Here is a 20,861-nt window from a genome sequence, read left to right as displayed (position 1 = left end):
CCTCCCTTACTGCGGCAAATCGTTTACCAGCTGCTTAAAGCAGCGGCCGCGCTCAGGGTAGTTTTTAAACATATCATAAGACGAGCAGGCCGGGGAAAGCAACACAACCTGGGGCGGCAGCGCCATCGCATACGCCTGCCGCACAGCATCCTCAAAGGAGTCCGCCAGCAGAATATGCTCCACGCCGCAGTCCACGGCTGCCCGATAAAAGCGCTCCTTCGCCTCGCCCAAAAGAATCAGCGCATCGCATTTTTCCTTAACCAGCCGCATCATCGGCTCCAGCTCCGTCAGCTTGTCATGGCCTCCGGCCAGCAAAATAATATGCCCGTCCTTAAAAGCCTCCAAGGCTTTAATAGCCGAATCCGTATTGGTCGCCTTGGAATCGTTGTAATAGGGAACGCCCTTAATAGTTCTTACATATTCCAAGCGATGCTCGATGCTGTGAAAATTGCGCAGCACGTCCGCCATATCTGCAATGGACACGCCGGCGAAATAGCCGCAGGCAATGGCTGCCAGCACATTTTCTTCGTTGTGCCCGCCAAATAAGTGCAGCTCGTCTATATTGCAAACAACATTTGTTGTATTATTCCATTTTATCACAAAATTACCGTTTTGCATAAAAATTCCCGCGTTCAGGCAGGCTTTTCTGCTGAAATAGCAGATCTGCCCTTTACTTGCGGCAGCCCAGCCGCGCACCTCCGGATCATCGTAATTCAATACGGTAATCTGCTGCGGCCCCTGCCTGCGGAAAATATTTTTCTTAGCCTCGCCGTAAGCCTTCATTGTACGATGGCGCTCCAAATGGTCGGGCGTTAAATTCAGCACTACGGCAATATCGGGGCAGAAGTCCTTCACCTTTTCCAGCTGAAAGCTGCTCAGCTCAGCCGCCAGCCAGCCGTTGTCAGGCAGGTGCTCCACCTCCTTGGACAAAGCTAGGCCGATGTTGCCGCCCACCGCGCTGGGTACGGGCAAGCGCTTGAACATTTCTCCCACGATAGTAGTCGTCGTAGTCTTGCCGTTAGTACCGGTAATGGCGGCTATATGCCCGCCGTACAAGCGGTAGCCCAATTCAATTTCGCTGATAACCTCCAGCCCGTAGTTCTCCGCCTCCAAAACATGGGGCGCATCGCACGGTACGCCGGGCGACAGCACCATTTGCCCTGCCTTAGCCAGCAAGCCAGCAAAGCCCTTCGGCCCAAAAACCAAAGCGCCGCCGCAGGCAGCCAGCTCCTGCGCCAGCTCCGCATCTATTTCGCAGGGAGCGTCGTTATATAAAAATACCTGTTGCCCACGCTGCGCCAGCACCTGCGCCGCACCGCGGCCGCTGATACCTGCGCCGTAGACTATTACAGCCTTTTGCACCATTATGGATGCCTCCTATAAAACAGCGGCCAGCCACAGCCCTAATCCCACAGCGGACAGCGCCAGGCTGAAAATTGTAAAGACGCGCACCACCTTGACCTCGCGCCAGCCGCCCAACTCAAAATGGTGATGCACAGGCGCCATGCGGAAGAAACGCTTGCCGCCGGTCAGGCGGAAATAGCCCACCTGAATAATAACGGATAAGGCCTCGGCCACATAAACGCCGCCGATAATCACCAGCAGCAGCTCCGTGCGCGTCAGCAGCGCCAGCGCCGCCACGCCGCCGCCCAAGGCCAGCGAACCCGTATCGCCCATAAACACCTGCGCCGGATGGCGGTTAAACAGTAAAAAGCCCAGGCACGCGCCCGCTATGCCCAAAGCAAAGCCGCTCAAATCCAAAAAGCCCTGCATATAAGCGATAAAAGCAAAGGCCAGCGTCACCGGCAGGCTCACAAAGGATACCAAGCCGTCCAAGCCGTCAGTCAGGTTCACAGCGTTAGTCGTGCCTACAAGCAGCACAAAGGCCAACGCGTAATACCCCCAACCCAGGTCCAGCGAGACATTCAGCCCCGGAACCCACAGCGCCGTATTACCGATATGCGTTTCGGCAAAATATACATAAGCGCCTGCCAAAATAAATTGCAATAAAAATTTCTGCTTAGCCGTCAGGCCCAGATTGCGCTTCATTACAACCTTAATATAATCGTCAATAAACCCTATGGCCCCGTGACCCAGGGTCAGCACCAAAGCGATGACCACGCGGGGCGTAAACGAGCCCCACAGCAGAGCCAGCGTCAACGCCGCCAGCATCATCAACCCGCCCATGGTCGGCGTGCCGCTTTTCTTCATATGGCTGGCAGGGCCGCATTCGCGGATGGACTGCCCAAAATTTAATTTATGCAGATATTTGATCAGCACCGGGCCAATCAGCGCGCACACGATAAAAGCGGTTACGGGGATTGCAACTAATTTAAACATAAACTTCCCTCAACAATCATTAGTAATTAAAAGCATACGCTGCTTATTTAAACAGCTCCAGCATACGGCCCACCTGCATGGAGTTGGAGCCCTTCAACAGAATAATATCCCCTGCCTCGGCCAACAGCCGCAAATTATCGGCCGCCTCCTGACGACTGCCGCAGTGGCGTGTCTTGCCGCCCAGCTTCTGCACCTCGTCGCTGATGTAAGCAGCCTGCTCCCCATAGGTCAGCACATAATCCACGCCGTATTCCACAGCCCAGCGCCCTACGCGACGGTGCGCATCCTCGCTGATAGCGCCCAGCTCCAGCATATCGGCCAGCACGGCAATAGTGCGTCCCGTGCCGCGCGCAGCCTTTTTAGCCTCCGCCAGCGTTTTCAAAGCCGCCTCCATAGAAGCGGGGCTGGCATTATAAGCGTCGTTGATAAAAGTAATATCGCCAATGTAAATAATTTCCTGACGGCTGCCGGTCAGACGCGCCGTCGCCAGCGCTCTGGCGCTGTCCTCCATGCTGACGCCGTAGCAGGCCGCGCCCGCAATAGCGGACAAAGCGTTGTACACATTATGCTCGCCAATCAGCTGTAAATGCACCTGCACGCTTTTGCCCGTAGCCTTTTCCGTACAGGTAAAGGTCGTGCCTCCGGCCGAGGTTGCAATATCGCTGCCGCGGTAATCGCAGCCTGCGCCCAAGCCGAAATATACCACCTTCGCCTTAGTCAATGCTGCGGCGCGCAGCACATATTCGTTATCGCCGTTAAGAACGGCAAAACCCTCGGCAGGCAGGTCCACCACAATTTCGCTTTTGGCCTTGGCAATATTATCCATGCTGCCCAAAAGCTCCATGTGGGTTTCGCCGACGTTAGTTATCAAGCCGCTGTCCGGCTCGGCAATCCGGCACAGCTCCTCAATCTGGCCTAAGCCGCGCATACCCATTTCCACTACGGCAATATCCGTATCCGGCTTAATATCCAGCAAAGTTTTCGGCAGGCCAATCTCATTATTAAAATTTCCCTGGGTCTTCACAACATTATATTTTACGCTCAGACAGGCAGCCAGCAAATCCTTGGTCGACGTTTTGCCGTTGGAGCCCGTAATAGCGAAAACCTTCAAGCCCTTCTGTCTGCGGCGGTAAGCGCGGGCCAGCTGTTGATAAGCCAGCAGCGTATCCTGCACTCTGAACACTGCCGCTCCCGCAGGCAGCTGCTCGATATCGTGAGAAATAACCACGCCGGACGCGCCCAAAGCCACGGCCTTGGCGCAGTAATCATGCCCGTCAAAATTGCCGCCCTTTAAAGCCACGAATAATTCGCCCGGCTTCACCGCCCGCGAATCCGTGGTCACGCCGGCAAATTCAAAATCGTCGCGCACAGCATTGGTTGCCGCCATAATTTCACTGGCCTTTATCATTTTCTCTCACCCCAATACTCCATGACTACTTCTTTATCGTCAAAATGAATCGTGCGATCCTTCAAAATCTGGTAATTTTCGTGCCCCTTACCGGCAATCAGAATAACGTCGTTATCTGCGGCATGAGCCAAAGCATAATCGATAGCCTCGCGCCTGTCGGACAAGCGCATCACCTGCTTGCCCTGAGGAACCTGCTGCAAAGCTGTGAAAATCTCGTCGATAATCAGCTCCGGATCCTCGGTACGCGGATTGTCGGAGGTCACTACCACGTTATCAGCCAGCGCCAAAGCCAGCCCGCCCATAATCGGGCGCTTTTTATTATCGCGGTCGCCGCCGCAGCCGAAAACAACCCACAGCTTGCCCTTGGTAATGGAACGAGCCGTTTTCAGTACGTTTTCCAACCCGTCGGGCGTATGAGCGTAATCCACAACTACCGTATATGGCTGCCCTGCTTCCACCAGCTGAAAGCGTCCGGGCACGCCGTCGAAGCCGTCCAGCACGGAGCAAATAATTTTCTTGTCTATCTTTTCCGCCAGCATAGCGGCTACCGTGCCCATAACATTATAAACATTGAACTCGCCGGTAATTTTCAGCTCCAAATCCATTTCGCCCACCGGCGTGTGCAGCAAAAGCTGCATATGCTTGGGCTCTACAGTAAAGTTCAAAGGATAAATATCGTTATCATGTCCTTCGCCGTAGGTAAGCGCGTTGGCTTTAGTTCTTCCTTTAATAATTGCGGAGCTTGGGTCGTCCATATTAAACACCGCGTTTTTATTCGGCTTATCCCCGTCCGTCAAATGCTCAAACAGCAGGCTTTTAGCGTCGCGGTAATTTTCCATAGTCTTATGAAAATCAAGATGGTCCTGAGTAATATTGGTTAAAACGGCGCAGTCGTATTCGATGCCAGCTACGCGGTTCAAAGCCAGCGCGTGGCTGGACACCTCCATCACGCAGTAATCGCAGCCGGCGCAGCGCATAGCGTACAGCGCTTTCTGCAAATCCACTACGTCGGGCGTAGTATTGTGAGATTCGGAAATCTCATCTTCAATCATAATATTGATGGTGCCAATCAGGCCCACCTTATAACCGCCCTTACGCAGAATTAAACGAATAATATTGGTCGTCGTAGTCTTGCCGTTAGTACCGGTCACGCCTATCATGCGCAGCTGCTTGCCGGGATAATCGAAAAAGAAAGGCGTTACCAGCTCCATAGCGGCGCGAGTGTCAGGCACCTTAATCAGCGTCACACCGTCAGGAATTTTTTCAGGCATATCCTCCACAAGAGCGGCCACCGCGCCCTTTTCCGCAGCCATGAGTAAAAATTTATGTCCATCAACCGTCGCGCCCTTCAGGCAGATAAACAAGCTGCCTGCCTTTACGGTGCGGGAATCAGCGGTAATATCGTTAATAATTTTATCGACGCTGCCTGTCGCCTGGGCTTGGGGCAGCAAATTGAGGAGCTCAGCTAATTGCTTTTCCATAAAACTTACCTCCTAAATTGAAAGGGCAGCCGCCATGGCTGCCTCCTCCCAAAAATCTTATTCAAATTATATCACAAGTCACTCGCAATAGCTACGCTTATTTAGCCGCTACTGTAAAAGAGTTACCAGGATTTTTTTGTCCGGCAGCCTTCACATAAATATTACTGCGCGCCACGCTCATGCCCAGGCGCTGCTCCGCCAGCCCGATAATACGTTCCGGTCCCTTCAGCTGCTCTACCTCTATTTTCAGCTCATTATTTTTATCTATCAGCTGAGCCTCCTGCTGCTGCAGGTTCACAAGCTGATTGCCATACTGCACCATGGCTTCGCTGCGAAATACCGTCAGCAAATAGGTTCCCAAAACTACTGCTGCAAAAATCATCAAGCGTGAACGCAGTCTGCGATAAGGGTCGGTATTTATTTTTACTCGCCGCACAGGCTGGCTGACTTCTGTCTGCTGCTGCTCTTCCCATGCGTAATTATCATATTTTCTTGCTAACATGCTTCCACGCCCTTTAAATCTTTTCTAAAGCTTAATAGCATAACGCAGCCGTGCGCTGCGGGACCGAGGGTTATCCTCAACCTCCGCTGCGGCCGGAACGATGCTGCCCGTTTTTTTCAGCAGCGGCTTTTTGCCGCATACGCACACCGGCAGCTGCGGCGGACAGATACAACCCTTCGCTAGTCTGGCAAAAGTCTGCTTAATAATTCTGTCCTCCAACGAATGAAAGGTTATCACGCCGATACGACCGCCGCTTTTCAGCCTGTCCACGGCCTGCTCCATCGTATCTGCCAAAATCCCCAGCTCGTTGTTCACCTCAATGCGAATCGCCTGAAAGGTGCGCTTGGCCGGATGGGGCCCGTCGAGGCGTGCGCCCTTGGGAATGGCCTTTTTGATAACCTCCACCAGCTCAAAGGTAGTCGTCAGCGGCTTCTCCTTGCGCGCCGCGGCAATAAACTGAGCGATGCGCTTGCTCCAGCGCTCCTCGCCATATTTATGAATAATCTCCGCTAATTCTTCTTCCTTATAATTATTCACCACATAGGCCGCGTCCAGCTTGGCCTCGCGGTTCATGCGCATATCCAGCGGACCGTCGTGCATATAGCTAAAGCCCCGCTCCGCGCAATCCAGCTGATAGCTGGACACGCCTAAATCGAAAAAAATGCCGTCGATTTTATCTATGCCCATGCCGTCCAGCACCTGGGCAAAATCCTTAAAATTGGCTTTGGCTACGGCAGTACGGCACACAAAGCGATGCAGCAGCCGTTCCGAAGCCGCGGCAATAGCGTCGTCGTCCTGGTCGATACCCAGCAGCAGGCCGCCGGGCTCCAGTTGCGCAGCAAAGCCGCTGCTGTGACCTGCGCCGCCCATGGTGCAGTCCACATAAATGCCATTTTTATCCGTTATCAAAAAATCCACGCTTTCAGCAAGCAGGATACTCACATGCTTAAATTCCATCTTTGCACCAGTTTAAATGCCTAAATCGGCCAGCTGCTCTGCCAGCTCATTGACGTCATCGGCATTGCCTTCATTATATTCCTGCCACTTTTGCGCATCCCAAATTTCAGCTCTATTGCCCACGCCCACAATTACCGCATCTTTTGTTAAATTGGCGTGACGGCGCAAATTAGCAGGCAGCAGCACCCTGCCCTGCTTATCGCATTCGCCCTCGCAGGCTCCGCCGAATAAAAAACGAGTAAAATCACGGGCTGTTTTGCGGCTCATAGGTAAAGCGGCCAGCTTGGCCTCCAGCTGCTGCCACTGCTCTAAATCGTACACAAACAGGCAGCCGTCCAGGCCCTTAGTAATAATGAATTTATTACCCAAAGCCTCGCGCAGCTTAGCGGGCATAGCAAGACGACCCTTGGTGTCCAGAGTGTGTTCATATTCACCTAACAGCATCTCGTCGCCCCCTTTTACCCACTTTATGCCACTTTTCTCCATTATATCGTTATTTCCCAGACTATGCAAGAGTAAAAAGCAATTTCCCATAAAAAATCTAAACTTTCTACAATTTATTCGCAAAAAAATTACCGAAAGCTATTTGGCATTTAAGACTTCTAATGCTATAATAAACATGTACCAAACAAGTACGCTCAAAACAGAATCGATAAAGGAGATATGCGACATGATTACTAAAGATACCGGCATTATCGAAGCCGTTCAAACTCATCCGGAAATTATGGAGGTTTTTGCAGAATACGGTCTGGGCTGCATCGGTTGCATGGCAGCTCACTTTGAAACCATCGGCCAGGGCGCAGGCGCACACGGCATCGACGTTGACGCTCTCATCGAAGACATCAACAAGGTTATTGCCGAAGCCGAAGCAAATAAATAATTTTCTAAATCGTAAGGGACTGCACGCCAAAAGCGTACAGTCCCTTTTCGTTTTCCGCAAAACTAAAAGCCGTGCCGCCAATTAAGGCAGCACGGCTTCGTTTTATTTAAACAGATTTTTTATTTTGTTGAGAAAGCTTTTTTCCTCAGGATTGATATTGTCCTTGCTGATGGTCTCGAACGCGCGCAGCGCGTCCTTTTGCTTATCGTTCAGCTTCGTAGGTATAACAACCTTAATTTTCACCAGCTGATCGCCGCGAGTACCGCCGCGCAGGCTGGGAATACCCTTGCCCTTCAAGCGCATCACACGGCCGGGCTGCGTACCCTCAGGCACCTTCATCGTTACCTGTCCGTCCAGAGTGGGAACCTTAATTTCCGCACCCAGGGTAGCCTGTACGATATTGATAGGTACCTCGCACAATACAGTAGTGCCGTCGCGGTCGAAGAACTTATGCTGCTTCACATACAGGTATACGTACAAATCGCCGTTAGGCCCGCCCTTGGCGCCGGCCTCGCCTTCGCCGCTGACGCGCAGGCGGGAACCGTTATCCACGCCTGCCGGAATTTTTACCTTCAAGCGTTTATTTTTCTTTTGCGTACCCTTGCCGCGGCATTCCTTGCACGGGCTGCTGACAATCTTGCCCTCGCCATGACATTTAGAGCAGGGACGTTCGTTGACCATCTGCCCAAACATGGTATTTTGGGTAAAGCGTATATAACCTGTGCCGTGGCAGTCAGGGCAGGTTTCCACCTTTGAGCCAGGCTCCGCGCCGGTACCGTGGCAATGCTCGCAGGCCTCGTCGCGATAAAGGCTGATTTCCTTTTCTACGCCGAAAGCCGCTTCCTCAAAGGTGATTTCCAAATCAAAGCGCAAATCGGCGCCGCGCTGCGGGCCGGCATTGCCGCTGCGTCCTCCGCGGCCGCCCTGACCGCCGAAGAACATATCGAAAATATCCTCCATACCGCTGCCGCTGAAGCCGCCGAAACCGCCGCCGAAGGGATTGCCGCCTGCGCCGCCAGCCTGTGCCTGCTCAAAAGCGTCCGGCCCCAGCTGATCATACTGGGCGCGCTTGCTTTCATCCGAAAGTACGCCGTAAGCTTCGCTGATTTCCTTAAACTTCTGCTCTGCTTCCGCGTTGCCTTTATTACGGTCTGGATGATATTTCAGGGCCAGTTTGCGGTATGCTTTTTTTAATTCGTCCTGGGAGGCCGTTTTAGAAACTCCCAGCACCTCATAATAATCCTTTTTAGCCAAAACAGGCGCCTCCTAATATTCCTCATTGAAGATGGCAGTGCCCAAGTGCAGGGCAAACCGTGCAGATGGGCACTAACCTATAAATTATAATTCGATTATTATTTGAAGACCCAACAATCCCAAGACCAGCTAGAAGACGCTAGATGCAAGGAAGGGCGATGCAGGCGTACTAGAAGTACGTCAAAGAGCCCTGACACAGCAGATGGCGCCTTATAGTTGGGATTGCCTTATTTTTTATCGTCGTCGACAACCTCAGCATCTACTACATCGTCATTACCGGCCTTCTTAGCGTCCTGCGCGCCTGCATCTGCACCGGCTGCGCCTTTTTGCGCTTCGGTCTCTTTATACAGCTCTGCGCTCAGCTCGTACAGCGGTTTAGTCAATGCTTCGGTATCGACTTTAATCATCTCCAGATCGTCGCCTTTCAGGCTTTCTTTCAAAGTATCAACGGCAGCCTTAACCTTAGCAATCAGCTCGTCCTTGCCCTTGCCTTCCATGTCCTTCATGGTCTTTTCAGCCTGGTAACACATATTGTCGGCCTGGTTGCGGACTTCAACGCCCTCTTTGCGTTTCTTATCCGCTTCAGCGTTGGCTTCCGCTTCCTTAACCATTCTTTCTACTTCGTCCTTATCCAAAGTGCCGGAGGAAGTAATGGTAATCTTTTGCTCCTTGCCGGTGCCCAGGTCTTTAGCGCTTACGTTTACGATGCCGTTAGCGTCGATATCGAAAGCAACCTCGATTTTAGGAATTCCGCGGGGAGCGGCAGGAATGCCGGACAGCTCGAAGCGGCCCAGAGTTTTGTTGTCGGCGGCCATTTCGCGTTCGCCCTGCAGAACATGGATATCAACGGAGGGTTGATTATCGGCAGCAGTGGAGAACACTTGCTTTTTAGAGGTCGGGATAGTGGTGTTGCGCTCGATAATCTTGGTGAAGACGCCGCCCAGAGTTTCAATACCCAAGGACAACGGAGTTACGTCCAGCAGCAACACGTTGCCGGTGCCTTCTTCGCCGGACAGTACGCCGGCCTGAATAGCTGCGCCTACTGCAACGCATTCGTCAGGATTTACGCCTTTGTAAGGCTCCTTGCCCATGAATTTTTTAATAGCGGCCTGAACGGCGGGGATACGGGAAGAACCGCCAACCAGAATTACCTTGCTGATATCGCTGCTGGACAAGCCTGCGTCGCTCATAGCCTGACGAACAGGGCCCATGGTGCGTTCTACCAAATCGGCAGTCATAGCTTCAAATTTAGCGCGGCTCAAATCCATATCCAAATGCTTCGGGCCGTCGGCGCCTGCGGTAATGAAGGGCAGGTTAATATTGGTGCTCATAACGCCGGACAGCTCAATCTTAGCCTTTTCAGCAGCCTCGCGCAGACGCTGCATAGCCATGCGGTCGCTGGACAGGTCGATGCCTTCCGCTTTCTTGAACTCGTCAACCATCCAGTCCATAATCTTTTTATCGAAGTCGTCGCCGCCCAGATGGGTGTCGCCGTTAGTTGCCTTTACTTCAAATACGCCGTCGCCTACGTCCAGAATGGATACGTCAAAGGTGCCGCCGCCCAGGTCGTAAACCATGATAGTGTGATCGTCGGTCTTATCGATGCCGTAAGCTAAAGATGCGGCGGTAGGCTCGTTGACAATACGCAGAACCTCCAGGCCGGCAATCTTGCCTGCGTCCTTAGTAGCCTGACGCTGGCTGTCGGAGAAGTAAGCCGGAACGGTGATAACCGCTTGAGTTACCTTTTCGCCCAGATAGGCTTCTGCGTCGGCTTTCAGCTTTTGCAGAATCATGGCGGAAATTTCTTCCGGAGAATATTTTTTATCGTCAATGGTTACGCGATAATTTGCTTCGCCCATGTGGCGTTTAATGGAGCTGATGGTTCTGTCCGGGTTGGATACGGCCTGACGTTTAGCCAGCTGGCCAACAAGACGCTCGCCGTTTTTAGCGAAGCCCACAACGGACGGAGTCAGACGGGAGCCCTCCTGATTAGTGATGACGGTCGGTTCGCCGCCTTCCATAACAGCTACAACAGAGTTAGTAGTACCTAAGTCAATACCAATTACTTTAGACATTTTGTATTCCTCCTAAAATTCTTTCACAGAAATAAGTTAATTGTAAATTTATGTAAAGAGCCTCACAGCTTAATCGTTGTTGATGACTCTTACCTTACTGTGGCGGATTACCTTATCGCCCAGTCTGTAGCCCTTTTCCAAAACCATATCGATGGTTTCATCCTCCAGCTCGGGGTTCTGCCCACGCATTACGGCTTCGTGCAGCTTGGGGTCAAACTTTTCGTTCTGCGCCGGAATTTCTTCCACCCGCAGCTCCTTAAAGGTATCCTCAAACTGACGGCGAATCTTCTGCATACCGGTGATTACGCCCGCCATATCGGTGGCTTTAGCGGCGCTGGCTTCGGCGCGTTCAAAATTATCGAGTACCTTCAAAAACTTACCTACCACACCGGCGGTAACGAAGGTAGAAAGCTGTTCCTTTTCACCTGCGCTGCGGCGGCGGAAATTTTCAAAATCAGCCTGCAAACGCAGCAGACGGTTGGTCAGCTCTTCAATCTTAACGTCCCTGGGGTCCGGCTCCGCTTCCTTAGCGGCTTCACCGGCAGCTTCCTCAGCGTTTTGCTGAGCGGCTGCTTCCTCCTGGGCGGCGGTTTCTTGCTTTACTTCGGCTTCCGGAGCAACATTTTCCTCAGCCTGAGTGTTTTTTACATCATTCTCTTGCAAGGCTCTTCCTCCTTTGACTGCTATTTATTAGGATCATGCTCAAACATTGTTTTCAAATATTTATGCAGGTAATCCATTACGGCGATTACCTTGCCGTATTCCATGCGCGTTGGCCCAAGTACGGCCATCGTGCCTACTATCTGACCATTCAGGCGGTAGGTAGCCTGCACCATACTGCAATCCTGAATACCGGAAAATTTATTTTCGCTGCCAATGGTAATCCGCAGGCCGCTGTCCTCGCCGGCCTTCAGCAGGTCGCGTACTACGCGCTCTTCCTCCAAAATACCCAAAAGACTGCGCACACGCTCCACGTCGCGAAACTCCGGCTGATTCAGAAGCTGCTTAGTGCCGCCTAAGAATACTCTTTGCTCCTGATGCTTATTACGCAGCTTGCGAATAGATTGAACTAATGAAGTAAAGAGTAATTTATCGTCAGCCACATTGCTGTGTACGGCTTGCAGCAAATCCTCGGAAATATTGGCCAGCTCCCGCCCCTCCAAAATACGGCTGATGCGTCCGGCTAGGTAATCAAGCTCTTCGGGGCGCATTCCCAGAGGAATTTCCACTACGCAGTTGTCCACATTGCCGTCGTCAGTAATAATGCAGAGGATGGCGTGATGCTCATCCAGAGGCAAAAACTTCATATAACGGAACTGGGCGCCTGCATCGCGGTTAGCCAAAACCATGGATACGTTCTGCGTCATGCGGGATAAAATCTTTGCCGTGGATTGAAAGATTTCGTCGATGCTTCTGCGCCGTTCGTTGAACCAGCTGTTGATAAGCGCGCGTTCGTTGTCGCTCAAAGCGTCCGGCTCGATCAGCGAATCCACATACAAGCGATAAGCCTGCGCCGAGGGTACGCGTCCTGCCGAGGTGTGGGGCTGCTCCAAATAGCCCAGCAGCTCCAGGTCGCTCATCTCGTTGCGAATAGTCGCAGGGCTGAGTCCCAAATCATACTTACGGGCGATGGTTCGCGAGCCTACAGGCTCGGCTGTCGAAATATAATCCTCAATTATGAGCTGGAGAATTTTTTTCTTTCTATCGTTTAACATATTCCCACCTCATTTTAGTTGTTAGCACTCGCGTTATTGGAGTGCTAACATCTTGGTATAAGAATAGCACTGACCTAATTTATTGTCAACATTTTTTTGTGCAAAAATTAAGCTGTCACAAAGATTTCAAATATCCTGTTGCCCACAGCCATACCCTGCGGTGTTAAGCGCAGATAGCGTCCGTCGCTTTCCAGACGCAGCAAATCCTGCTCCAGAAATGGCTTCAGCTCCTGCCCAAAACGCGCCATAACGTCCACGCCGAAGCGCGCCTGAGCCTCTGCCAAATCGGCTCCCCGCACGCAGCGCAAGCCCATAAACATAAACTCACCCAGCATTTCCGCAGCCGTAAGCCTTTCTGTATTATACAATTTATCCGCCTGCGCATTTTGCAGCACGCTGGCAATATACGTTTCCACATTTTCCGCAGCCGTGCGTCGCACGTGCCCGTCAAAGCCGCAGGCCGCCGCGCCAAAGGCTATATAGGGATGATAACGCCAGTAGACCAAATTATGCCGCGAATACTGGCCGTTTTTGGCATAGTTGGACACCTCGTAGCGTTCAAAGCCCTGCTGCTGTAAATATTGCTGCACCAGCTCGTACATATCGGCGCATAAATCCTCGTCCGGCAGCAGCAGCCTGCCCTGCGTCACTAAACGCGCCAAAGGCGTTTCTTCCTCCACAATAAGCCCGTACACAGAAAGATGCTCGATACCCAGCTCCGTCAACCCGTGCAGATTAGCGCGCAAAGACGCCAGGGTTTGTCCCGGCAGACCGTAAATCAAATCGCAGCTGATGCGCTCAAAGCCCGCCTGACGCGCCCACGCCACCGCCTCCAAGGCCTGCTGCCCATTATGAATCCGCCCGATAGTACGCAGCTCATTATCATTCAGGCTCTGCACGCCGAAGCTAATGCGGTCGAAGCCCAGCTGCCGCAGCAAACGCAGCTTGTCCAAATTTGCCGTACCGGGATTAACCTCGATAGTCGCCTCCTGCGGCTGCTGCCAAAAGCCATAACGCCGCAGCGCAGCCACCAGCTGCTCCAGACAAGCTTCAGGAAGTACGCTGGGCGTGCCGCCGCCAAAATAAATCGTAGCAGTCGGCGACATTTGCCGCGCTTCCTTGCGGCGCGCAGCTATTTCCTTACACACGGCCTGCGTATAACGCTTCATGGCCTCCGTGCTATAGCCCGCGTAAGAAGCAAAATCGCAGTACAAGCATTTTTGCCGGCAAAAGGGCACATGCAGATACAGCGCCTGATAATCAGTCCATGTGCTTTTATCTAAAGTCATCATAGCGCCTCCAAAATTTTCTATTATACAAAAGCAGCAGGCAATCACACGGACTGCCTGCCGTAATTTTACTTTTATTCCTCTTTGCTTTGAGCAAACAGCCAGTCGCGCACCGCTTCCAGCTTATACGCATAATCAAAGGACGTCAGGTGTTCGCCGCCCCTGGGCGCTTCGCCCGTAAAGGTCGTCCCCTTGATAAAGGTAACGAAATTAGCCTGCAAGCCTTTCGTCAGCATCGCCTGTACGCAAGCGTTCTGCACATCGCTGGCTTCCTGAGCGCTCCATTGCTCATGGGTATAGGGCACGCCGTCCTTATCAAAAACGGCCATCAACCCGACTTGTCCGGCAGAAGCCTTGCTGTCGCCCGCCGAAACGATATAGAAGAATTTTTTCTGCTCCAATACCTGCAGCAGCTCATTATTCCATTGGCTGCCCACAAAAAGCGAAGCCGCGAACAAGTCCGGATGGGTTACGTTCAAATGGAAGGAGGTCATGCCGCCCATGGATTGTCCCGTAGTATAAAGGCGGTTCGTATCGATGCTGTAAGTATCGCACAAATTATGAATGAGCTTTACCGCCGTTTCAATTTGCGGCGAGGTGTCAAAATCGTCGTCCACAATGACCTCTGTGAAAACGGGAATCAATACAAAGGACGGATGCTTAGCCTGCTCCGCCGCCGTAGCCCAAATAACTCCGCCCCAGCCTACGTTCAGGGAGAAGGCGGGAGTGCGCCCAGCAGCGCGGGCGTCCGGAATAAACATAATGAGCGGATAGCGTTCAGCCTTATTATAATTTTCCGGCACGAATAGTTCATACTGCATTTTAAAGCCGGTGTCAGGGTCGGTGAAGGTCAGCAGCTGGTACTTATCCTGCACCTCGTCCAAGATACCCTGCAGCTCCTTGTCCGGCTTCAGGCTGCCCATATCGCCGTCACGGTGGGTTATAGGCCCAACCTTTATGCCACCAGCAGGCATTCTGCCATTATTTCCTTGCTGCACCTGCTGCGTTTCTTGCGCATCAGCTTGCTTTTCCGTAGGCCCAGCACTGCCTGCGCAAACAGAAAAAGCAAACAGCAACGTCGCCAGCAATGCAGCTATAAATATCATGCGTTTCATTTCATTAAGCCTCCTTCAGCAGAAAAAATATACTTTAATGCTTATATCAATTCTTACATTTTTAGTATACTTAACTTTTCGCCATTGTCAATGGCTTTTTAACGCAGTATTTTGCACAAAACTGATACTAGAAATAAGTTTTACTTTCACAGCCAAAGTAATTACTCTTATCAAAGGCAGTATTGAAAAGGCCGCACTTAACGCTGACGTTGCGAATATAGGATTTATCTCTTAACTGCATCTTGGCAATAAAATGGCATTACAAATGCCTCGGTTGGAAGTCTCCCTATGAGGTTTTCTTTGGCGTAGTGTTGCAATTGACTTGACAATTCAAGACAAGAAATTAAGCCTGCCGCCGAAGCGACAGGCTTTAATTTTCGTTGATAATCCCCCAAAATCCCGGAGAATGCGTCAGAGATTTTTAATTATTTGCCGGGGAAGAACGGCCAAACAATAGGAATAACCACCAAGGATACGATGAAAGCTACGATTACCAGACCGGTACCAGCTTTTACATAGTCCATGAATTTGTATCCGCCATGGCCAAGTACCAAGGTGTTCGGAGGAGTACCTACCGGAGTTGCGAATGCGCAGGAAGCTGCAACAGCGATAGCCATCAGAACTGCTTTCGGGTCAGCGCCCAGTTGTTTGGAAATTGCAATACCGATCGGGCACAGCAGAGCTGCGGATGCGGTGTTGGACATGAATTGGGTCAGGCCGCAGGACAGAATGAACAGAACTGCGGTTACAACCAACGGAGAAGGATCGCCGCCCATCAGGTTAACGGTCCATTCAGCGATCAGCTTACCAGCGCCGGTTTTATCCATAGCGGTGGATACAGGCATCATGCCAGCGAACAGGAAAATAGTTACCCAGTCGATGGAAGCATAGGCTTGTTTTTCAGTCAGGCAGCCGGTCAGTACGCAAACCAGCGCGCCGATGATTGCTGCCATTTCCAAGGTGATACCTTTGATACCCAAAGCCATTACCAGAACTACTGCCAGCAGGATAACGCCGGAAACGATCATCTTGTTCTTGGAAGTTTCGTTAGCTTCAATTTCTTGTTCGATCTCCTGGTCAGCGTCCAATTCTACCTTCGGCAGCAGGTGCTTACCAACGAACATCATGTACAGCATACCTGCGATAGAAACAGGAATACCAATCCAAGCGAATTCGAAGAAGCCAAAGCCTTCCAGGCCGGCAGCGGTCATAGCGCCGGTAGCGATGATGTTAGGAGGCGTACCTACCATGGTAATGATACCGCCCCAACCGCAGGCAAATGCCAAAGGCATCAGCTGACGGGAAGCAGGAATCTTAGCTGCGGAACAAATACCCAAAGCTACGGGCAACAGGCAGGCAGCAGTACCAGTGTTGGACAGTACGGAAGAAAGCACGGTGCCAACTAGCATCAGGCCGAACATCAGGCTGTTTTCACCAGTACCGCAGAGGGATACTACTTTGTTACCGATAGCCTGCGCCAAGCCGGTGTAGAACATGGCCGCGCCAACGACGAACATGCCGGCGAACAGTACAACGGTGGAGTTGGACAAACCGCTAAATACTTGTTTAGCAGGAATCAAGCCCAACAGGCCGCATGCAATTGCGCCAGCGGTAGCAGTAATTGCCAAAGGAATAAGTTCAGTTACAAATAATAACGCAACTACTGCCAACAGAATTAAACATTTAATTGCTGGGGACATTATATGTTCCTCCTTTAAAAGATATTTATATACAGTGCCTGAGGGCGCCATATATCAGTAAAAAATATTAACTTTTCAAAGTTCTAGAAGTAATTTTATAATTTAAAAAACTACTAAGTTTCTTTAACTAAAGCTATGATAACAATATTTTAATGAAAGGTCTGTTGCTTTAGCAACAGAATATACGCGCATACCCCGGCAGCAGCTTCCGTACAGGCGGCACAACATTCTTTATAAATTAATATTATCTTTTTACTTTAAATAGCTTATAAAGCTACTATCCTTGTGTTACATGGTGTTTTAGCAATATTATATCTATGTTAATAAAATAAAAATGCCGCGCTTTTATGCGTGGCGTTTTAAGTGTTTTAATCGCTTTTTTTATTTTTTTTATAAGTTTGATAGTAATTCTCTAAAAAAACTTGGAGAATGCGTCAGATACAAGGCAAAGCGACGGCGACGTACAATCAAATGCCTTGAAAAACAGTCGTGGTGCGAAAAAGAAGAACGCCCGCAGGCGTTCTTAAATACTTCGCAAAGCGTACCGGTATTTACTTGCAGTCCCTAGCTGCCGTCACTTTTCCTTGTGCTGCACATCCAAAAGCTCAAAAATATTCTTCTCGAAATATATCAGGCCTTCTTCCCGCATCCGCGCCAGCTCACGAGTCAAAGCACTGCGGTCGGCGTCCAGATAATTGGCCAGATCCGTTCTGTTGAAGGGAATTGTAAAACGAGTATTGTTATTGTATTTTGCTTCCTGCTCCAGATAAGCTAAAATTTTGCTACGCAGAGTTTTTTTGCACAAAATCTCGGTTTTTTCAATCAAGCGCGTATTATTATCGGCTAAGATAGAAACGATATTGCACATTAAGCGCCTGTTAGCTTCGCTGTGGCTGCTGCCGTCAAAAAGCATTTTGCCCAAGGGCAGCATCAAAACCTCGCTGTCGCTAGCCGCGAAATAACTTACCACGCTACGATCCCCCAGCTTACCTAAAAAGTTTTCGGCAAAGACGGAGCCGGAGCCCAGATTAGCGATAATGGATTTTTCGCCCCAAATATCCTCCTTAATCATCTGCACCGTGCCTTCTAAAACCACGCACAGGTTTTCTACGCAATCGCCGGCCAGATAAATATAATCAGATTTGGGAAAATGCTTGATCAGGCCATGAAATTTTTGCAGAATTTCGTTAATTTCTTCTCTGGCCAAACCATTGAACAATGGTATATCTGCATAATTGGGTGAGTACATTTTTATAGCCATTCTTGTCACCGCCTATATTTACTCCATTCATTTTATATATCCATTATGCCAAAGCAAAATATATATGTAAATATTTTGTAATTAAAGAAAGCATTAAGTAAGTTTGTTGCACAGGCAACACCGATTTAGCGCAGAAAAAAGCCAGCCGTCTGCAATAAGCATTCGACTGGCCTTAATTCTATGTAATTTTATGAACGGAGCTTACAGCTTGGCCTGCAAATCAGCCAGCTTTTGACGCTGAGCAGCCAAAACCTTATCGCCTGCGGCAAGCTGCTTTTCATTTTCTGAAAAAGCCGGCCCGCCATAGGACTTACGCGCTTCCACACAGTTTTCCGGATTCAATGCCGTCAGCAAATCACCTTCAAACAGCTCGGAAAACTTCTTGTATTCCTCCAAGCTGATTTCCGGCAGGAATTTACCCTGATGAATAGCATAAGCCACGCATTTGCCCACAACCTCGTGAGCCTGACGGAAGGGCAGGCCCTTGCGAACCAGATAATCGGCCAGGTCCGTAGCATTGGAAAAGTCCCTGCTTACAGCCTGAGCCATCTTATCCACGTTAACAGTCATGGTCAGAATCATATCGCGGTAAACTGCCAGACTGAACTTAACGGTATCCACAGCGTCAAAGAAGCCTTCCTTATCCTCCTGTAAATCCTTATTATAGGTCAGGGGCAGGCCTTTGGCGGTTACCAGCATGGCCTGCAAATGACCGTAAACGCGGCCCGTCTTGCCGCGCACCAGTTCAGAAATATCCGGATTCTTTTTCTGCGGCATCATGGAGGAGCCGGTAGCGAAGCCGTCGTCCAGCTCGACAAAGCCAAACTCCGTGCTGCTCCACAGGCAGATTTCCTCGCTTAAACGGCTCAAATGCATCATCAGCATAGAGGCGAAGGACAGGAATTCGATAACATAATCGCGGTCGCTGACTGCGTCCATGCTGTTGGGATAAACCGTGCTGAAATTCAGCTCGTCAGCCACCATAAAGCGGTCTATAGGGAAGGTAGTACCGGCGATAGCGCCAGCGCCTAAGGGCATCATATCCGCGCCCTCCCATACGCCCAGCAGACGGCGAAAATCACGCTGCAGCATATTAAAATATGCCAGCAGATGATGAGCGAAGGTAATCGGCTGCGCCCGCTGCAAATGGGTGTAGCCCGGCATTAAGGTTTTATCGTGCTTTTTAGCCACTGTCAGCAGCGCTTCCTCAAAGCGCAGCAGCAGCTCGGCGATTTCCGCTACCTCGCGTTTCATATACATGTGCATGTCCAGCGCAACCTGGTCGTTACGGCTGCGGGCTGTATGCAAACGCGCACCGGCGCTGCCAATACGCTCTGTCAGACGGGCTTCGACATTCATATGAATATCCTCCAAAGCCACGTCGAAATGGAAATTACCAGCCTCGATATCAGCCAGAATATCCTTCAATCCAGCAATAATTTTCTCCCCGTCTTCTGCCGGAATGATACCGCACTTTGCCAGCATACGGGCATGTGCGATACTGCCGCGGATATCCTCGTGATATAAACGCTTATCAAAATCAATGGACGCATTAAATGCGTCCACTAATTCGTTAGTATTTTTACTGAAACGACCGCCCCAAAGCTTAGCCATTATTTCAGGTCGCCTTTCTTCATCAATGCACGAACTCTCAGCGGCAGGCCAAAGAGGTTGATGAAGCCGGTTGCGTCAGCCTGGTTGTATACTTCGTCCTCGCCGAAGGTTACATATTCCTGGCTGTACAGGGAGTACGGGGATTTTACGCCAGCGCTGTAGATGTTGCCTTTATACAGCTTCATGCGTACAGTACCGGTAACGGTCTTTTGGGTTTCGTTGACGAAAGCGTCCAGAGCCTCACGCAGCGGGCTGAACCACATGCCGTCGTAAACCAGCTCGGAATAGCGGATGGATACCTGCTGCTTAAAGGATTGGGTTGCGCGGTCCAGGCACAGGTTTTCCAGGTCATTATGACCGAAGTAAATGATAGCGCCGGCAGGATTTTCGTAAACGCCGCGGGATTTCATGCCAACCAGACGGTCCTCTACCATATCGGTAATGCCAACAGCGTTGCGGATGCCGATCTCGTTCAGCTTTTCTACCAATTTAGCCGGACTCAGCTTTTCGCCGTTTACGGAAACAGGCACGCCTTCAACATATTCCAGCTCTACATATTCCGGTTTATCCGGAGCCTTTTCAGGAATATTGGTTACGATGAACAGCTCATCCTTCGGAGCGTTCCAGGGATCCTCCAGGTCGGAGCCTTCATGGGACAGATGCCACATATTGCGGTCCATGGAATAATCATGGTCATGGGACACGGGAATAGGAATGTTATGCGCTGCTGCATAATCGATCTCCTGATCGCGGGAACGCAGCTCCCACTCACGCCAGGGAGCAATAATTGCCAGCTGCGGAGCCAAAGCCATAATGGACAGCTCAAAACGAACCTGGTCATTGCCCTTGCCGGTAGCGCCGTGAGCGATAGCGTCAGCGCCTTCAGCTTCTGCAATTTCTACCAGCTTTTTAGCAATCAGCGGACGGGCAAAAGATGTGCCCAGCAGATATTTCTTTTCATATACAGCGCCTGCCTTAACGGTGGGCCATACATAATCGCGGATAAATTCTTCCTTCAAATCCAGAATATAGCATTTGCTTGCGCCGGTATTGATAGCCTTGTCATGTACGGGATCCAGCTCGTCGCCCTGGCCTAAATCGGCGCAAACGGCGATAACCTCGCAGTTATTGTAATGCTCCTTCAGCCAGGGAATGATAACGGATGTATCCAGGCCGCCGGAATAAGCCAGAACTACTTTCTTAATGTCTTCTTTTTTCATTGTCAAAAGCCTCCTAGAATTGAATAAAATACATATTCAATGAATAATCT

18 protein-coding genes are annotated in these 20,861 nt (G+C 50.7%); 1 reads left to right on the top strand and 17 read right to left on the bottom strand.

All coding sequences use genetic code 11. The features are described 5' to 3' along the window. Positions 1–6: 6 nt before the first annotated feature. From murD to mraZ, 7 genes are all read right to left on the bottom strand, one after another. Positions 7–1,365 (bottom strand): UDP-N-acetylmuramoyl-L-alanine--D-glutamate ligase, encoded by a 1,359-nt coding sequence (gene murD, locus QZ105_RS00620; RefSeq protein ID WP_293727910.1) that lies wholly within the window; start codon positions 1,363–1,365, stop codon positions 7–9. Positions 1,366–1,377: 12 nt separating this feature from the next. Next, positions 1,378–2,340 (bottom strand): phospho-N-acetylmuramoyl-pentapeptide-transferase, encoded by a 963-nt coding sequence (gene mraY / locus QZ105_RS00615; protein ID WP_293727909.1) that lies wholly within the window; start codon positions 2,338–2,340, stop codon positions 1,378–1,380. A gap of 43 nt (positions 2,341–2,383) precedes the next feature. Next, positions 2,384–3,748 carry a UDP-N-acetylmuramoyl-tripeptide--D-alanyl-D-alanine ligase gene (murF, locus tag QZ105_RS00610; RefSeq protein WP_293727908.1) on the bottom strand — a complete coding sequence of 455 codons (1,365 nt, stop codon included), beginning with the start codon at positions 3,746–3,748 and terminating at the stop codon, positions 2,384–2,386. After that, entirely contained in the window at positions 3,745–5,229 is a 1,485-nt protein-coding gene (locus tag QZ105_RS00605; protein ID WP_293727907.1) for a UDP-N-acetylmuramoyl-L-alanyl-D-glutamate--2,6-diaminopimelate ligase, read from the bottom strand. The genes murF and QZ105_RS00605 overlap by 4 nt, the downstream gene beginning before the upstream one ends. 97 nt (positions 5,230–5,326) lie before the next feature. Next, complete coding sequence (locus QZ105_RS00600; protein WP_293727906.1) at positions 5,327–5,731, bottom strand: septum formation initiator family protein; 405 nt, start codon at positions 5,729–5,731, stop codon at positions 5,327–5,329. 24 nt (positions 5,732–5,755) lie between these two features. Then, the gene (rsmH, locus tag QZ105_RS00595; protein WP_293727905.1) at positions 5,756–6,688 is read right to left on the bottom strand and encodes a 16S rRNA (cytosine(1402)-N(4))-methyltransferase RsmH; all 933 of its coding nucleotides are present in this window, start codon (positions 6,686–6,688) and stop codon (positions 5,756–5,758) included. A 12-nt stretch (positions 6,689–6,700) separates the two neighbouring features. Beyond that, entirely contained in the window at positions 6,701–7,132 is a 432-nt protein-coding gene (mraZ, locus tag QZ105_RS00590) for a division/cell wall cluster transcriptional repressor MraZ (protein WP_293727904.1), read from the bottom strand. Positions 7,133–7,358: 226 nt separating this feature from the next. On the opposite strand from mraZ, the gene QZ105_RS00585 reads away from it, so the two are divergent. After that, positions 7,359–7,568: a DUF1858 domain-containing protein gene (locus QZ105_RS00585; protein ID WP_293727903.1), complete on the top strand. Its 210-nt coding sequence runs from the start codon at positions 7,359–7,361 to the stop codon at positions 7,566–7,568. A 102-nt stretch (positions 7,569–7,670) separates the two neighbouring features. Here QZ105_RS00585 and dnaJ read toward each other — a convergent pair whose 3' ends face one another. The 10 genes from dnaJ to QZ105_RS00535 all read right to left on the bottom strand — a co-directional run bounded on the left by dnaJ (position 7,671) and on the right by QZ105_RS00535 (position 20,811). Continuing rightward, positions 7,671–8,822: a molecular chaperone DnaJ gene (gene dnaJ / locus QZ105_RS00580; RefSeq protein ID WP_293727902.1), complete on the bottom strand. Its 1,152-nt coding sequence runs from the start codon at positions 8,820–8,822 to the stop codon at positions 7,671–7,673. A 227-nt stretch (positions 8,823–9,049) separates the two neighbouring features. Then, the gene (gene dnaK / locus QZ105_RS00575) at positions 9,050–10,897 is read right to left on the bottom strand and encodes a molecular chaperone DnaK (RefSeq protein ID WP_293727901.1); all 1,848 of its coding nucleotides are present in this window, start codon (positions 10,895–10,897) and stop codon (positions 9,050–9,052) included. Between the two features lie 69 nt (positions 10,898–10,966). After that, on the bottom strand, positions 10,967–11,560 hold the full coding sequence (grpE, locus tag QZ105_RS00570) for a nucleotide exchange factor GrpE (protein ID WP_293727900.1): 594 nt from the start codon (positions 11,558–11,560) through the stop codon (positions 10,967–10,969). A 20-nt stretch (positions 11,561–11,580) separates the two neighbouring features. Next, on the bottom strand, positions 11,581–12,612 hold the full coding sequence (gene hrcA / locus QZ105_RS00565; protein ID WP_293727899.1) for a heat-inducible transcriptional repressor HrcA: 1,032 nt from the start codon (positions 12,610–12,612) through the stop codon (positions 11,581–11,583). Between the two features lie 107 nt (positions 12,613–12,719). Then, positions 12,720–13,904, bottom strand: coding sequence for a radical SAM family heme chaperone HemW (hemW, locus tag QZ105_RS00560; protein ID WP_293727898.1), 1,185 nt, complete (start codon positions 13,902–13,904; stop codon positions 12,720–12,722). Positions 13,905–13,975: 71 nt separating this feature from the next. Continuing rightward, a complete protein-coding gene (locus QZ105_RS00555; protein ID WP_293727897.1) occupies positions 13,976–15,016 on the bottom strand; it encodes a hypothetical protein in 1,041 nt (346 codons plus the stop codon). 425 nt (positions 15,017–15,441) lie between these two features. Next, a complete protein-coding gene (locus QZ105_RS00550; RefSeq protein WP_293727896.1) occupies positions 15,442–16,716 on the bottom strand; it encodes an SLC13 family permease in 1,275 nt (424 codons plus the stop codon). A gap of 574 nt (positions 16,717–17,290) precedes the next feature. Continuing rightward, positions 17,291–17,977 carry a Crp/Fnr family transcriptional regulator gene (locus tag QZ105_RS00545; RefSeq protein WP_293727895.1) on the bottom strand — a complete coding sequence of 229 codons (687 nt, stop codon included), beginning with the start codon at positions 17,975–17,977 and terminating at the stop codon, positions 17,291–17,293. A gap of 201 nt (positions 17,978–18,178) precedes the next feature. Beyond that, entirely contained in the window at positions 18,179–19,591 is a 1,413-nt protein-coding gene (argH, locus tag QZ105_RS00540; RefSeq protein ID WP_293727894.1) for an argininosuccinate lyase, read from the bottom strand. After that, entirely contained in the window at positions 19,591–20,811 is a 1,221-nt protein-coding gene (locus QZ105_RS00535; RefSeq protein ID WP_293727893.1) for an argininosuccinate synthase, read from the bottom strand. Before QZ105_RS00535 ends, argH begins: the two co-directional genes overlap by 1 nt. Positions 20,812–20,861 lie beyond the last annotated feature (50 nt).

This window comes from uncultured Phascolarctobacterium sp., from assembly GCF_905212365.1.
Taxonomy (GTDB): Bacteria; Bacillota; Negativicutes; order Acidaminococcales; family Acidaminococcaceae; genus Phascolarctobacterium_A.
Note: the sequence above shows the minus strand (reverse complement) of the source record. Positions and strands in the feature narration are given on the sequence as shown.